Source organism: Streptomyces sp. NBC_00012, assembly GCF_045040875.1.
Classification (GTDB): domain Bacteria; phylum Actinomycetota; class Actinomycetes; order Streptomycetales; family Streptomycetaceae; genus Streptomyces.
Window position 1 is genome coordinate 8,517,436 of the sequence record NZ_CP108309.1, and the last position, 14,291, is coordinate 8,531,726.

The 14,291-nt window shown below is 68.0% G+C and carries 15 protein-coding genes, 1 tRNA gene and 4 pseudogenes; 12 read left to right on the forward strand and 8 right to left on the reverse strand.

The features are described from left to right. Position 1 precedes the first annotated feature (1 nt). Positions 2-73, reverse strand: a tRNA-His gene (locus OHA19_RS38405). 77 nt (positions 74-150) lie between these two features. On the opposite strand from OHA19_RS38405, the gene OHA19_RS38410 reads away from it, so the two are divergent. Both OHA19_RS38410 and OHA19_RS38415 read left to right on the forward strand, forming a co-directional pair. Further along, positions 151-561 carry a hypothetical protein gene (locus OHA19_RS38410; RefSeq protein ID WP_405708132.1) on the forward strand — a complete coding sequence of 137 codons (411 nt, stop codon included), beginning with the start codon at positions 151-153 and terminating at the stop codon, positions 559-561. Between the two features lie 32 nt (positions 562-593). Then, positions 594-1,160, forward strand: coding sequence for an O-methyltransferase (locus OHA19_RS38415; protein ID WP_405708129.1), 567 nt, complete (start codon positions 594-596; stop codon positions 1,158-1,160). A 131-nt stretch (positions 1,161-1,291) separates the two neighbouring features. On the opposite strand, the gene OHA19_RS38420 is transcribed toward OHA19_RS38415, so the two are convergent. Further along, a complete protein-coding gene (locus tag OHA19_RS38420; protein ID WP_405708126.1) occupies positions 1,292-1,654 on the reverse strand; it encodes a hypothetical protein in 363 nt (120 codons plus the stop codon). A gap of 68 nt (positions 1,655-1,722) precedes the next feature. Between OHA19_RS38420 and OHA19_RS38425 the strand changes: the two are divergent. Both OHA19_RS38425 and OHA19_RS38430 read left to right on the forward strand, forming a co-directional pair. Beyond that, positions 1,723-2,708 (forward strand): annotated as a pseudogene (locus OHA19_RS38425) (aldo/keto reductase). After that, positions 2,705-3,544, forward strand: a complete 840-nt coding sequence (locus OHA19_RS38430) for an SDR family NAD(P)-dependent oxidoreductase (protein WP_405708123.1) — start codon at positions 2,705-2,707, stop codon at positions 3,542-3,544. The pseudogene OHA19_RS38425 and the gene OHA19_RS38430 overlap by 4 nt, the downstream one beginning before the upstream one ends. Before the next feature lie 246 nt (positions 3,545-3,790). Here OHA19_RS38430 and OHA19_RS38435 read toward each other — a convergent pair whose 3' ends face one another. Next, positions 3,791-4,342, reverse strand: a complete 552-nt coding sequence (locus OHA19_RS38435) for a DUF2690 domain-containing protein (protein ID WP_405708121.1) — start codon at positions 4,340-4,342, stop codon at positions 3,791-3,793. Between the two features lie 12 nt (positions 4,343-4,354). Between OHA19_RS38435 and OHA19_RS38440 the strand changes: the two are divergent. From OHA19_RS38440 to OHA19_RS38450, 3 genes and pseudogenes are all read left to right on the forward strand, one after another. Beyond that, positions 4,355-4,570 (forward strand): annotated as a pseudogene (locus tag OHA19_RS38440) (5'-nucleotidase C-terminal domain-containing protein); the annotation flags it as partial. 79 nt (positions 4,571-4,649) lie between these two features. Continuing rightward, a pseudogene (locus tag OHA19_RS38445) lies at positions 4,650-4,940 on the forward strand (5'-nucleotidase C-terminal domain-containing protein); the annotation flags it as partial. A 337-nt stretch (positions 4,941-5,277) separates the two neighbouring features. Beyond that, entirely contained in the window at positions 5,278-5,820 is a 543-nt protein-coding gene (locus OHA19_RS38450; protein ID WP_405708117.1) for a class I SAM-dependent DNA methyltransferase, read from the forward strand. A gap of 293 nt (positions 5,821-6,113) precedes the next feature. On the opposite strand, the gene OHA19_RS38455 is transcribed toward OHA19_RS38450, so the two are convergent. Further along, entirely contained in the window at positions 6,114-6,737 is a 624-nt protein-coding gene (locus OHA19_RS38455; protein ID WP_405708114.1) for an SMI1/KNR4 family protein, read from the reverse strand. Positions 6,738-6,783: 46 nt separating this feature from the next. On the opposite strand from OHA19_RS38455, the gene OHA19_RS38460 reads away from it, so the two are divergent. Beyond that, positions 6,784-6,960 (forward strand): hypothetical protein, encoded by a 177-nt coding sequence (locus OHA19_RS38460; protein ID WP_405708111.1) that lies wholly within the window; start codon positions 6,784-6,786, stop codon positions 6,958-6,960. A gap of 238 nt (positions 6,961-7,198) precedes the next feature. Here OHA19_RS38460 and OHA19_RS38465 read toward each other — a convergent pair whose 3' ends face one another. Together OHA19_RS38465 and OHA19_RS38470 are read right to left on the reverse strand one after the other, a co-directional pair. Next, positions 7,199-7,744 carry a hypothetical protein gene (locus tag OHA19_RS38465; RefSeq protein ID WP_405708109.1) on the reverse strand — a complete coding sequence of 182 codons (546 nt, stop codon included), beginning with the start codon at positions 7,742-7,744 and terminating at the stop codon, positions 7,199-7,201. 412 nt (positions 7,745-8,156) lie between these two features. Next, a complete protein-coding gene (locus OHA19_RS38470; RefSeq protein ID WP_405708106.1) occupies positions 8,157-9,119 on the reverse strand; it encodes an oxidoreductase in 963 nt (320 codons plus the stop codon). 474 nt (positions 9,120-9,593) lie between these two features. Here OHA19_RS38470 and OHA19_RS38475 point away from each other — a divergent pair, with 474 nt between their 5' ends. From OHA19_RS38475 to OHA19_RS38490, 4 genes are all read left to right on the forward strand, one after another. Further along, entirely contained in the window at positions 9,594-10,022 is a 429-nt protein-coding gene (locus OHA19_RS38475) for a DUF6083 domain-containing protein (protein ID WP_405708104.1), read from the forward strand. 332 nt (positions 10,023-10,354) lie between these two features. After that, positions 10,355-10,828, forward strand: coding sequence for an aminoglycoside 6'-N-acetyltransferase (gene aac(6'), locus OHA19_RS38480; protein WP_405753153.1), 474 nt, complete (start codon positions 10,355-10,357; stop codon positions 10,826-10,828). A 345-nt stretch (positions 10,829-11,173) separates the two neighbouring features. After that, complete coding sequence (locus OHA19_RS38485) at positions 11,174-11,737, forward strand: GNAT family N-acetyltransferase (RefSeq protein ID WP_405708098.1); 564 nt, start codon at positions 11,174-11,176, stop codon at positions 11,735-11,737. A 437-nt stretch (positions 11,738-12,174) separates the two neighbouring features. Then, the gene (locus OHA19_RS38490; RefSeq protein ID WP_405708095.1) at positions 12,175-12,762 is read left to right on the forward strand and encodes a histidine phosphatase family protein; all 588 of its coding nucleotides are present in this window, start codon (positions 12,175-12,177) and stop codon (positions 12,760-12,762) included. A gap of 115 nt (positions 12,763-12,877) precedes the next feature. Here OHA19_RS38490 and OHA19_RS38495 read toward each other — a convergent pair. Beyond that, positions 12,878-12,982: pseudogene (locus OHA19_RS38495) on the reverse strand (IS5/IS1182 family transposase); the annotation flags it as partial. A 157-nt stretch (positions 12,983-13,139) separates the two neighbouring features. Beyond that, positions 13,140-14,258 carry a PP2C family protein-serine/threonine phosphatase gene (locus OHA19_RS38500; protein WP_405708092.1) on the reverse strand — a complete coding sequence of 373 codons (1,119 nt, stop codon included), beginning with the start codon at positions 14,256-14,258 and terminating at the stop codon, positions 13,140-13,142. Between the last annotated feature and the right edge of the window lie 33 nt (positions 14,259-14,291).

Genomic DNA, 14,291 nt, shown 5'->3' on the forward strand with positions numbered 1-14,291 from the left:
GCCGACGTGGCAGGTTCCGCCCCTGCGCCCTCCGGGTCCATAGCCCGGTGCTCTGCTGCTGAGCTACACGCCGATGGACATGAGGCTAGACGTCCGGCGGAAGCCCGTGCAAGCGCGTTGTCCAGGGAACCGCAGCCCGGTCGAGAACCGGTGTCCAATGTCGCCGACACAGACACCGACCGCGACGTCACCGGCAGCGATGACGATCTGCTCCTCGCCGTGGTCGCGCCCAGGCGCCTCGCGACCTTGCCGAGCCGTTCGGCGTCGCGTGGGATTCCGCCACCGCCGAGCGGAATGCACGGCACGTACGCGATACCCGCATCCTCGCACTCCGCGAGCGGCGCGATCTCACCGATGTGCTGGTTCTGCACCGTCGCGACGGGCGGGACCGCCCGGGGCCTCGGTGTTGATCTGGTGTTGCCCGCCGAAGCCGAACCGGTCGACGGTCAGGTCTCCGCCGAGGGAGAAGGTCTTGATCGTCATGATGGCCGAGCGACCCGCAGCGCTTCCCGAGCCAAAGGTCGGCCGGAAGCCGGTGCGCTGACCTCTGCTCCCGAATAGGGTCATGACCACGACGAAGAAAAGGTGCATCCATGGCTGAACGTGCTGTTCCTGATCGTGTGGTGGCGGCGGAGCGTCACGCCTCCGAGGCGGGGTTCAAGAAGAGCTGTGTCCCTGAGGTGGGAAGGCTGCTGAGGCTGACCGCTGCCACGAAACCCCATGGGACGATCGCGGAGAGCGGCACCGGCTCGGGGGTGGGCACCGCCTGGCTGCACAGTGGCCTCGGCGACGGCGCACGCCTGGTCACGGTGGAGCGCGACGAGGACCTGGCCCGTCGGGCAGCCGGTGTGTTCGCGGATGACGAGCGCGTCAGCGTTCTCACCGGGGACTGGCGGCTGCTGAAGCAACATGCCCCCTTCGACGTCTTCTTCTGCGACGGCGGAGGCAAGCGCGACGACCCCCAGGGGGTTGTCGATCTGCTGGCTCCGGGCGGCATTCTCATCCTGGACGACTTCACCCCCTCGCCCCACTGGCCGCCTCGTTTCGAGGGCGAGGTCGACGGGCTCCGCGTGTTCTACCTGAGTCATCCGGACCTGGATGCCACTGAGGTACTCACGACACCGGACAGTTCAGTGGTGATTGCGGCACGTCGCCGCTAGGCAGTGCCCGACGGGGCGGGGCCGACGGCTGCGGAGCCGTGCCCTCAGGAGATGGAACTTCGCCTCGGTGACCCGGAGTTCGTCAAAGCATTGGAGTACGTCCAAAGCGCTGACTTCGCGGGTATGGCGTTTCAGGAGCGGTCGTCGGGGCGCTCCATGGCAGAGCGCATGTAGTTGTCGGTGATTCGGTGGACCGCTTCGCGGTGGTGGGCCGGGTCACCGTCGATGCCGGCAGCGCGGAGGGCGAAGGCCCCGAACAGCTCCCAGCCCAGCAGCTGCGCGATGGCGATGGCAAAGGCCTCACGTACTTCCGTGGTGTCCCGCGCCCCCAGCGACACCACGGCGTCGAGCGCCGACGAGCGTTCCTGGAACGAGGAAGGGGTGGTCCGGTTGCTCAGCGACAGCCAGGAGACCAGACGTACGCAGTTCATGCTGCGCTGGTCCTCGCTACGGAGCCGGGCGAGGGCCTCGAGCGGGTCGGAGGCGGTGCGCACGGCCTCCAGAGTTCGGCGACGGAGGCCCGAAGCTGTCGGTGCTGGGCCTGGGGTGCAACAACTTCGGGATGAAGCTGGACGCCGAAGCGAGCCGAGCGGTGGTAGCCGCCGCCCTGGACGCGGGTGTCACCCACTTCGACACCGCTGAGATGTACGGCGACGGCAAGTCCGAGGAGTACCTCGGCGCCGCCCTCGCGGGGCACCGCGACGAGACCGTCATCGCCACCAAGTACCTTCCGCGGCCCCACGACGAGGCCTACACGCCGGGCGTTCTCGCGGCGCGCATCCGCGAGGCGTGCGAGTTGAGCCTGCGCCGCCTGGGCACCGACCGGATCGACGTCTACTACCAGCACTACCCGGTCCCCGAGGCGCCGGTCGAGGAGGTTGTGGAGACACTCGACGAGCTGGTGCGCGCCGGCAAGGTGCTGCGCGTGGCCACCTCCAACGTCGACCCGGACCATCAACGGCTCCCGCCGGGCTGCCGAGAAGCTCGGGCTCGCCCGCTTCACCGGGGTGCAGGCCGAGTGGAACCTGCTCTCACGCGGCGCGGTGTCGTTCCGGCGGCCAGGACGGCGGGCATGGGCGTCGTGCCCTACTCCCGCTCGCCTCCGGCCTGCTCACAGGCAAGTACGCCGCAGGGAAGCCCTACCCCGAAGGATCGGGCTTCGCGCTCATCCCGTACTTCGCCGAGGTGGCGACCGAGGAGAACTACCGCAAGGTCGAACAGCTGACACGGCTCGCGGGCGAACACGGGCGGAGCATCATCGAGCTCGCATTCGGCTGGCTCCTGGCACAGGACGGCGTCGCCTCCGTCATCGCCGGCGCCACCACACCCCGGCAGGTCGCTGCCAACGCCGCGGCGATCACCTGGGATCTGGACACCGAGGAACTCGCGGCCGTGCAGAACATGCGTCCTGAGGGCCGCCGCCCCGGCGCGGCCTCGCCCCGGACTCGCGCGGGGCTGCCGCGGCTCCGGGCGTCGCGGCACTTTCACGGGTGTGCGCTCCGGCAGGTTCGCGGCCCTCGGTTCTGCGCAGGACAGGACCTTTCATGACCACCTCACAGGACATCTTCCAAGGCGAGGTAGCCGTCATCACCCGGGCCTCCGCGAGCATCGGCGCCGGCTTTGCCGAGCATGCCGCCTCCCTCGGAATGAAGCTGGTCCTCGCCGACATCGCCGAGGACCGGCTGGCCGCCGTGGTGCAGGGACTTGCCGCCGACGGCGCCGAGGTCGAGGGCGTCGTCACCGACGTCGCCGACCCGGCATCCGTGGAGGCACTCGCAGAGCAGGCGTACGAGCGCTTCGGCACGGTCGATCTGTTGCTCAACAATGCAGGGATCATGACCATGGGCTACTCCTGGGAGATCCCCGCCGAGCGGTGGGACGCCGCGCTGCGGATCAATATCGGCGGCTACGTCGACGGCATCCGGGCCTTCGTGCCGCGGATGCTCGCCGAGGGTGGGAAGGCGTGGGTCGTGAACGTGTCGTCCGTCGGCGGGTTCTTGCCGAGCCCGCTGATGGCGCCCTACAGCGTGACGAAGTTCGGCACGCTGGCACTGACCGAGTCGCTCGCATACGAGTTGCAGATGAAGCAGTCGGACATCCAGGTATCGGTCGTCTTCCCGGACTCCGTCCAGAGCGAGATCTTCAGGGTCGACGCTCCCGGCCGGGCAGCCCAGCCGGAGGTTGCCGCGTTCAACGCGCAGCTCCAGGCACGGGCCGACTCCGCCGGGATCACGGCGCTGGAGCATGCACGACGATGCTTCGAGCAGATCGCCGAAGGACGCTACTGGGTGTTCCCGCAGCCGGAGATGGTGGATGCGGCATTGCGTTCGCGCACGGACATGATCCTGGGCCGGCAGAGCCCGGTACTGAACCCCGACCTCTGACGCGACGAGGAGGCGTGAGCTCTGCTCCTCGGCCCGCCCGAAAGAGTTGTGGCGAGAGGATGCGTGGCCTGCCGACCGGCACCGTGCGACAAGGCAGTGCGCCGGTCGGCAGGACCGTCTCGTCATCCTGGCTTCGTGAACGAACGCACCGGCGCGGCTGCGCACTCAACGACATCCCCGAGGTCCGGAGACTTCCGCGATGCGGGTGATGGGGGTGCCACGAAGCCGGGGGAGGAGGCTTACGGGTCAGTGCCAGCCGGTACAGGACCAGCTGCCCCCTTGACCGTCATAGATCTCCACGCACGCACGGTAGGCGTTGCTCGACCCCACCATCTGCGTGTAAGCGGCATAGGAGGGGGAGGCGTTCGCCGTGTACGACGCACCACCCCGGATCTGAATCTTGAACCGCCAGGAGCTGTTCGCCTTTTCGATCCGCGCCCAGGCAGCACTGCACCGGGCCGAGTTGCGCAACTGCACCTCCGGCCCGCCACCCGCCGGCCGAACCCGGTCGATGACCTTGGCCCCGGAGCCGCACCCCTCGCTCTGAGGGTTCTTCCCTGTGCACGAAGACCCCTTGCACGCGGCAGGCGCCACGGCTTCGGCGGACAGGGCGGGGGTCAGTAGCAACGCCGAGGTCAGAAGAGCGGTGCTGAGGCACGGGAGGGCGAGGCGGTCCCCGGTCAGGCCGGCGCGGGCCGCGACGACGGTGCCCCCGGCGCCGGGCTCGGCGGCCGGATCAAGGACATCGCCCGGCAGACGCCGCCGGCAGTTGACCGGGCAAATCGGGTCGTCGGCCACATCTCGGTAGACATGCCGGGCCGTGGCTCACCCCCGCCCGAGACACCGCTGGGCAGCTTTATCACCGACGCACAGGTCGCCGCGGGCAAGGTCCATGGAGCCGGCCTCGCCCTCATGAACCCCGGCAGTATGCGTGCCGACCTCGCCTTCCACGACGGGGGTGCCGTCACGTACGCGGACGCCTACCGGGTCCAGCCCTTCGAAGGCCCGGTCTATGTCCTGCCGGTGACTGGTGCACAGCTCATTACCGCGCTCCGGGAGCAGTTCACCGGCGTGAACGCGGACAGCCCCCGCTTCCCAGCTCTCCCGGGAGCTCAACTACTCCGTCGACATGAGCCGTACCGGCGCAAACCGTCTCCTCGCGGACACCGTGCGGGTCAACGGACAGCCGGTGGACCGGGACGCCACGTACAAGGTGGCCCTGAACGAGTTCCTGGCGAACGGCGGCAATGGCTTCACCTCCTTCGGCGAGATCACCACGCGAGAAGGGGGCGACATCACGGAACTGGAAGCGCTGATCGACGGACTCAAGACCACGACGGCCGACAACCCCGCCATTCCCCCGGCACCGGGCCGGATCACTTTCGTCACTCATTGACCGCACGGAACCCGGCCACCGAATCGGACCACCGAAGGCCGACGGTCCGATTCGTGTGCGCCCGCAGCGCTTTGGAATTCCCCCGCCGTGACGCGGTAGGGCCTTCGTGTCAGGGCGAACGGCCGCGCCCTGGGAGAAGACGACACTTTCCGCTCTTGTCGACCGCCGGCACCACGTCCTCGTCGCGCAGCTGCTCCAACACGTACTCACGCACGTCATCGCGCAGGGTGCCGGCATCCCACCTGGCCCGGCCGAACCGGTGCTGCATGCGCTGCGGAGCAGCCAGACTTCGGATGTCGGGCTGCGGTCGGAGCGGCGGGTGTGCCACGGTGATCGCATGACGTGGAACGGTGATGAGTACCAGGCCCGGTTCGACCACATCGCCGCAGAGGGCGGAGATGTTCATGGCGAAGCCGCGCTGGTCCGCTCCTTCGAGGCCGCCACCGTCCTCGATGCGGGCTGCGGCACCGGCCGGGTTGCCATCGAGTTGGCCCGCTACGGGATCGCCGTGGTCGGCGTGGACGTCGACGAGTCGATGATCGCGACCGCCCGGCGGCTGGCGCCGGAGATCTCCTGGCACCAGCACGACCTGGTCGGCCTTGATCTGGGGCTGTCGTTCGATGTCGTGGTGATGGCGGGCAATGTCCCCCTGTTCACCCCGCCGGGAACGGAACCGGCCCTGGTGGCCGGGGTGGCAGGCCACGTCCGCCCACGCGGCCGTCTCGTTTCGGGGTTCTCTCTGGACCGCGGATACACGCTGGACGACTACGACGCTCACTGTCGTGCGGCGGGACTGACCCTTGAAGCCAGATACGCGACCTGGTCCCGAGATCCTTACACCGATGAGGAGTACGCCGTTTCCGTGCACCGCAGGTTCTGACCGTCCGCGACCGACCGGGCCGACGGCCGGAGCAGCGAGTGCGGGAGGGCCCCGGCCAACGCTGCTGGACGCGGCGCGGCGATCTCCCCGAATACCGCCCTCTCCACGGTACTGACCGGGCGCTCTGCCACTCCCTCCCAGCGGCCCGGTTCGCGTCGTTGCGGAGGGCCGCGATGTACCGACGGCCGGGGGTGTCTTCGTAGGAGCGAGCATCGGGGCCGGTGCCCTTCGTCCCGCGGGCTGACTGACGCTCGTCTCCGCACCGGCTCCGTCCGGTGTCGGCCCCGCAGCGTTCACCAGCCGACCAGATCCATGGATCTGCGAGCGAGCCAGTCCGTGAACGACACGGGCTGACCGCCCAGGTTCAGAGGAAGGATCTGGTCGCAGGTGGCCCGGCCGTCGAACCACAGCGAGCCCCGGTGCGGACCGGTGACAACGAGCAGGGTCGAGAAGCCACAGCCGTTGTCCTGGATGAACACAGCGCCGGACGTCTTGCGTTCCTGAAACACTCCGTACTCGGCGTCCCACTGCTCCCATGCCGCTTGGTAGGCGTTGTGGTCCGGAAAGTTCTGTGGCAACGGCTCGCGCGCGTCCAGTTCGTCCTCGTAAGTGCGGTAGGAGTCGGGATGCGGGAAGTCGGTAGTGAGCAGGTCGTAGTTGGTGCTCGAGTCCCCACGCCAGCCCCAGCCTGCCGCGGATCGGCATAGTTGGTTCACCGCGTCGCCGGCGCTCTGCCGGAGCAAATACTCTCGGTACTGATCCGGGAACGTGATGCCAAGCGCCGCCTCCGCTTCGCAAATCTCCGCTTCGGACAATGGCGGTGGGGAGGTGACCTGCCTCGCGGGTGGACAGCTGAGCTGGTCAGTGCGCCGCCCCCGGGCCATGCGCTGGTCTTCCGCTGTCCAATCGGTCGTCATACGGGTGAGGGTAGCTGCGAGTGATCTGTCAGGATTCCGCCGCGCCATGGATGCGCCCGGAGCCGAGATGCCGCAGAACGCATGGCGCGACATGGTATCCGAAGACTCCGTCACCTTCCTGGTCAAGTACGAGGACTTCACCGGTCGTGCCATCGCCCACTGCGACCAACCGCACCACGAGGACCTCGGCATGATGCAGGCTGTCGACTGCGTCGAACCGTGAGAGCCGGACCGGAGTCGCTGGCTTGGCATGCCGGTAGGTGGCAGCCGGCCCCGCGTTCAGGGTGCTCCGGCATGGCATACGGTGCGTACCGGGCGGCCGTTCCGTCCAGCCATCGGCCCGCTGAGAGGCAGGACCGCCCCGCGCCGGGTTCGCGCCGGACGGTCGACGGGGGCGTCGAGCGCGCCGAAACTGCCTCTACGGAGTCCGCAGACCGTCCCAACGGCGGTCCGAGCCGGGGTCAGGTGGTTTGTGCGCTGCGGGCGTACGGTGCGAACAGCAGCGACCAGTTGCCGACCGTGGTCCGGGCCAGTGCCGCCCTCAACTCCCCGTCCTCGTCATCGGGGGTCGCCTTGTCGGGCCGGAGGCCGGACTGCGTGACCGGCTCCTGGGATCCGGTTCCGGTGTGGGCGGGATCGCCGTCAGCAGGGTCCTCCGTCGCCGCGTCGAGGAGGTAGAGCAGGTGTCCCTGTGCGGGGCCGGCATCCCCTGTTTCCAGTGATTGCGTGGTGAAGGTGCGTTGCTCGTCATACCGCACCAGATCTGAGTTCTCCACGGCGGCCTGGACGAGCTGGGCCCAGTAGGACTCGTCGTGGGCACCTGTGCGCTGCCGCATGTGCCGTGCGGCGTACCGCGCCATGGCCTCTGCGTCGCCGATCAGGGGGGAGAGCACCTGGTCGGAGGTGAAATCGAAGCCGAACCAAAGGCGGCGGTCGTCGAGGAGCAGCGACTCGATACCACCGACGACGCCGATGCGGCCGGTCAGCCCGCGCGCCGGATCCGTCATGTTTTCTCCCAGTGTGGTTTCTGAGATTGCGCTGTCTGTCATGGGGGGTGCCTCTTCCGATGTCGCGTTCACGCTACTGCCGGAGTGTCTATCGCAGAGCACTGACATCGAGTACGCCGTCCCTCAACCGGAGTTCCACAATCGGCCACGAGGCCGATTCGGTCAGAGATCTCTGCCAGGGGGACGGTTACGCCTGAGCGCGCAGCGACGGCGTCACGGACGGCAGGCGCCGTCAGCTGCAGCGGTGTCTCTCCATCGACGGGTCTGCTGCTCGAAGTGGCGCCGACCACCGTGCCGCTGTACGGATTTGTGTCCCTGGTGGTACTCGGCGTGGACTGCAACATCTTCCTCATGTTCCGGATGCGGAAGGAGGCATTGGCAACCGGCAAACGGCCGGGGGCAGGCGGGCCCCTCAGTCCGAGCGGTGTTCGGTGGAACCGGTTCCGACCGGTGACGGACCACTACGCACAGCCGGTTCCAGCGAGGTGAGGCGTGCCATCTCCTCCTCCGACAACCGCAGCCTGCCGGCCGCCACGTTCTGCGCGAGGTGGTCCGGATCACCGGTGCCGGGGATCGCCAGCACATGCGGCCCCTGCTGCAAGGTCCAGGCCAGCCGTACCTGCGCGACGGACACACCGTGCTCGCGGGCGACGGCACACACCTCCTCGCTGTCACGGGCAGCCGGACCCACCTCTCGCCCGGAACCGGAGATGGCGAAGAACGGGACGAAAGCGAGGCCGAGTTCACCGCAGTGCCGCAGGAGGGCCTGGTCCTCGCTCGACGCACCTATCCCGTAAGGGTTCTGCACGCAGACAACCGGGGCTATGGCCATGGCCTCGGCCAGTTGCTCGGACGTGACGTTGGAGATGCCGAGGTGGCGGATCAGCCCGGCTTCGCGGAGTTCGGCCAACGCGCCGAAGTGCTCGCCGATCGAACCGGTCCGCCGACTCGGCGGCACGCGCAGGTTCACCACATCCAGGTGATCGCGACCGAGTTGGCGCAGGTTCTCCTCGACCTGGGCGCGCAACTGCGCCGGGGTGGCCCACCACCATGCGCCCGAGGCATCACGGCCGGGCCAGACCTTGGTGGTGATGACCAGATCGTCCGGGTACGGCGCCAGGGCGCGGTTGATCAGCTCGTTGGCGGAGCGCGTCGCCGAGAAGTAGAACGCGGCGGTGTCGATGTGGTTGACACCGAGCTCGACCGCCTGCCGGAGCACGGCGATGGACCGCTCGCGATCGCGTGGCACGCCGCGGTCGAAGGGCGCTGTACCGGTGAGGCGCATCGCGCCGAAACCGACACGGTTGACGGTCAGGTCACCGAGTTGCCAAGTAGGTGTATACGTGGCTGCCGCGGTATTCGTCTGCGAGCTCATGAAAACGGATCTCCTCTTGCAGGTCGGAAGGTGTAACGGGTGGGTCGTGACGATTCAGGTGGCCCGGCAGGCGTGTACCTGGCAGGTGGGTAGCTTCGAAGCGGGTCCACCAGTGCCGGGCCGGGGCTGGACTCAGGCACGAAAAAAGCCTCCCCGGCGGATCGGAGTCCGCACCGAGAAGGCTTGAGTTGTGATCCGCATCATAGCAGGGGAACCAGGGCGCCCACCAGCTGGTCATCGGATACGGCGCTTCGCGGACGAGGTCCCCAGCGGCAGAGGGACCAGGCGCGTCGGTCACCCGCACGCTCACCGCAGCGGCCCATGCGCACACCGGTTCAGCCTGACGCCGCGGAAATCCTGGGCCGATATGTGCCTCACAAGGCGCTCCACATCACATTGATCCAGTTGTGCCTCACCCAGCACGACTGGATTGCGCCCTACCCGCCCTGATGGCCCGTCCGGACCCTGAGAAGCATGGGGGACAGCGAAAGCACATCAGGTCCGGACAGTACCGACAACGCGTTCCACGCCCTCCTTGAAGGCGCCACCGCTCCACGACCGCCCGCCCCACCCGACTGCCCGTTCTGCGACCTCCCGCAGGACCGCTATTCCACCCACTACGAAGGCCACTGGGTTCTCCTTGAACCCCGCATCATCGTCCCAGCCCATACCGTGCCCCCGCGCCGGCGCTGGATCATCACCTCGGACGGAGCCGCCATGAACCTGTGGGACGCCGAACCTCTCCCCGGTACCCGGTGCCGGATCGCGCACCGGACGGTCTGCCCCTATCTCAGGCCCGAAGACCCTTGGCCTTGGACCACCGCGCTCCGACAGGAGAACAAACGACGGGCGCTGCGCCTGTTCAACCTTCCTGAAGACCGGGACCTCCCCGGAACTGGCTGACCGCAGGGCCAGTCGGTGCTGTGTGGCGCGGCTGGGTTCGTTCATCACCGGTTATACGCCATGCGCCCAGGCCCCCTGTGACCCGGATCAGCGCCCTGGCCCGGTGCGCAGCCGTGCCGTCACGAGGACTCCGAACACGGTCCTGCACCTTGTGCCTCGACCTACACCTTGACCACGCCCCGCACGTATGGAACGCGGCACAGCTTCGCGAAGCCATGAAGACCTGACCGACGACATGCTCATCCACAGCGGGGACGACTCTTACGAACTGGTCGGCCATCGGGCGTGTTCTGTCTCTGAGAGGGCCTCCGTCTCAAAGGGATAATGAGGGCATGGAGCTGAGCGGGGACAAGGTCGTACTGCGACCCGTGACAAGCGGTGAGGATGCGATCCTCGACAGGATCGTGAGAGAGCCGGAAGTCGCGGCGTGGTGGTCACCCCCGGACGACTATGAGGGCATGCTCGCCGTCGTTTGCGAGGGGGAGGTCATCGGAGCGGTCCAGTTCGAGGAAGAGACCGACCCGGAGTTCCGCCGTGCGGGCATCGACATCTTCCTGACAGCACGACACCACGGGAAGGGGCTGGGTACCGACGCGGTGCGCACGCTGGCCAAGTGGTTGGTGCGCGAACGCGGTTATCACCGGCTGACCATTGATCCCGCTGCGGCCAACACCGCGGCGATCTGCAGTTACCGCAAGGTCGGATTCAAGCCCGTGGGGATCATGCGAGCGTACGGGCGCGACCACCAGACGGGCACCTGGCAGGACGCACTGCTCATGGATCTGCTCGCCGAGGAGCTGACCTGACCGGATCGGCTGGCGAACACCTCGGGCATGATGTGGTGCGGCCGCACAGGTTATTCGCGTGTGAGGACGAAATGGACCGGTGCGGCCTTGCCTCAACCTGCCTCGACCGGCTCTCGCCGGTCCGCATCCCACTTCGAGGCCTCGATTGGCAGGGGAGTGTCATGCGCGATGGGCGGTATTCCGGGCTTTCAGCTTGCGTGTTCGGCCTGGGGTGTAGGTCTTCAACGAGTTGGCCAGCTGTCGGTGGGCCCCTGGCGTCGAAGAAGGCGGCAGGGGGCCGGAAGCCGCTGCCGCTGTCGGTCGTCCGAGGCTCCGACCCGGCGCGCGTGCGATATCTTGCCCGCCATGACCGAACCAGGGTCCGCCACTTGGCCACCTGCCCCGATACGGACCGAGCGGCTCGTGCTCCGCGAGTCCGAGGCCCGGGACCGTGCGGCGCTCATTGAACTGTTCACCTCGCCCGAGGTGGGCACCTACCTCGGTGGTCCTCGACCACGTCATGAGCTCGAGCGCACATTGCCCGAGACGCCCGAGAGGCGCCCCGGCCTCTTCGTGATCGAGCTCGACGGAGCGGCGATCGGCACCATCGAGCTCAACCGGCGCGACGCGGAGCATCGGAGTCATGTCCGTCCGGATGCCGGGGAGGCCGAACTGGGCTACCTGCTCCTGCCAGAAGCATGGGGACACGGATACGCCGCCGAGGCGTGCGCGGCGGCGCTCGAATGGTTCGCCGACGCGCTTCCCGGTGAGCCGGTGGCGCTCTGCACCCAGACCGCCAACGACCGCTCGATGCGCCTCGCGGCGAAGCTGGGGTTCACAGAGGTGCAACGCTTCGAGGCGTGGGGCGCCGAGCAGTGGTTCGGCGTGTGGTCCCCAATCACGCCACCCGCAATCGCGCGGCCCGCTTGAGCCTGGCAACGCGCAGTTTGCCGTGCGTTCGAGGAGGCGAATCCCGAGCTCGCCCTCCAGCTTCGCGACGGCATGACTCACCGGCGGCTGCGTCATGTTGGGGTTCTTGGCAGCCGCGAAACCGAACCGGCCTCCACGACGGCCGTGAAGTACTCGATCTGACGACAGTCCACGCTCTTCGCATCGGTCCCCAGGCCAGGCGTCCCAGGTACGAGGACGGTTCAGCTCTCCCCCTTCGGGACGGAGTAGTGAAACACTGCAAGGCCCTGACGGCGGCCGTGATGGGGACAGACCGCACGGCTGATCCCTTCTTGGGCGAAGCCGGGCTCAGACGTCCTCAAGCTCATTTGGTGAGTTGGCTGTAGTGGACGAGGGGGCAGCCGATGGCGACGAGGAAGCGTTCGGCGGTTTTGCGTGATCACGTACTGTGCGCAGCCATGGGTGAACTGATATTGATCAGGCATGGCCAGACCGAGTGGAGCCTGTCGGGCCAGCACGCCGGACGTACCGACATCCCGCTGACTGCCGCGGGCGAGGCCGCAGCCACGTCGCTTGCTCCAAGACTTGCCCAACGTCATCCGGTCGCCGTGTTCAGCAGCCCGCTGAGCCGCGCCATGCGGACGGCCGAGTTGGCCGGCCTGACCGACGTCCAGCCCGATCCAGACCTGATGGAGTGGGACTACGGAGGGTATGAGGGCCTGACCGCGGCGCAGATCCAGGAGACGACGCCAGGTTGGGACCTGTGGCGGGACGGCGTGATTCCCGGCGACGCAGCCCATCCTGGCGAGGAGCTACAGCAAGTGGCCGCGCGCACGGACGCGGTGTTGGACCGGATCCGGCCGCTGTTGGACGATGGAGACGTCGCCATCGTCGCCCACGGTCATCTGGCGCGCGTGCTCACCGTGCGCTGGCTCGGCCTCCACGCGTCTGCCAGCCGACTGCTTGGCCACCCGCACCCGGGCACGCTCAGCTTCCTGGCGACCGAGGACGAGCAGCCCTTCATCGCCGCATGGAACGTTTCGTAGCGGCAGCCCGCTGCCGCACACCTGCCGCGAGGGGCGCCGGAAACAGATGAGCGTCGCGGCGATCCCGGCGGAGGCCGGGAAGGGAAGTGAGCCGCCTTGCGTTCGTAGCGGCGGCGGCACCCAGCCACAACACCGTCCGCTCAACGGTCCAACGATGGCGGCCCAGCCGCTGAGAGGACTCGATACCCCTGCGGGCGCTGCACGGACAGAGCGAAGTGGCGAGAATGGCCCCCATCGGCAATGCCAACGACACACCCAGCTCTACGCGACGGCAACCCGTTTCGGGCGCAGGCTGCAAGCCGTCGAGCCTGGTGCACGGCCTGCGGAGTCGACGACCTGGACGAAGGGCCCTGGTACCCCTCGCGGAGGAGGGCCACCTACAGCGGCACGATGACGAGCGCGGTGTCATCCCTGATGCCTGTCGATGACAACAGCTCCGTCAGCAGGGCATCGGCGAGATTCTCGGCCTCGGCTCCGCAGTGGCGGGTCAGGGAGTCGGCGAGCCGGGCAAGGCTCGTGTCGATGTCCTCGCTCCGACGTTCGATCAGGCCATCGGTGTACAGCACAAGGAATGCGCCCTCGGTGAAGGGCATCGTGGCCTGCGACCAGGGACCTTGCTCGAGGCGGGCGCCGAGTGGCGGATCGGTGGCTTGGTCCAGGAACTCGACGGTGCCGTCACTCCGCAACAGGGCCGGCGGCAGGTGGCCGGCGCTGCTGTAGGTGATGCAGTGGGTGCTCCAGTCGATGAGAGCGTTGGCCACTGTCGTGTTCTCGGCTCCTACGACGGAGCGGGCGTACAGCTCCAGGATCTCCAGGGCGCGGGCTGGACCGCCGCAGGAGCGCGACGCGGCGCTGAGAGCGCTGCGCAGTTGCCCCATGACGCTGGCTGCGGACAGTCCGTGACCGACCACGTCGCCCACGGCGACCCCGAGGCGGTCGCCCGGCACATCCACCAGGTCGTACCAGTCGCCCCCCACCTCCAGTGCGCTGATGGCGGGCCGGTAGCGCACGGCCACCGGATGGCGTCCGACCGCGCGTGGCGCAGGCAGCATCGCCTCCTGCAGGCTCAACGCGACGACACGGGCCTGGATCAGTTCAGTGACCTCCTCCACCCGGTGCAGCAGCAGCGCGACCCGTCCGTCCGGGCCCGGGACAGGGATGTTGGTCATGCTCCAGAAGCGCTCTTCCGTCGCCCGGGGCCGGACGGTGGTGTCCGTCGGATCGAATCGCTGCAACTCCATGGTCTCGGGCCTGCCGGTCCTCGCGACCCGGCGCAGAGACTCCTCGATGTTGCGCGCCACGGCCGCGTTGGGATGGTTCGGCCTGTCCGCGTAGTCATGGGGCATGTAGTGGCCGATCACGTGCTCGCGGCTGCGGTTGATCACGTGCAGCCATTCCTCGTTGGCGTCCTCGAAGAACAGCTGTGGGGTCAGGAGGGCGACCGCTCCTGGAAGGGCCTGGAATACTGCCCTGTAGTCGATTTCTGGTTCCTTCATGACTGTCCCGCCTGGACGCAGTGAGACCCCCTT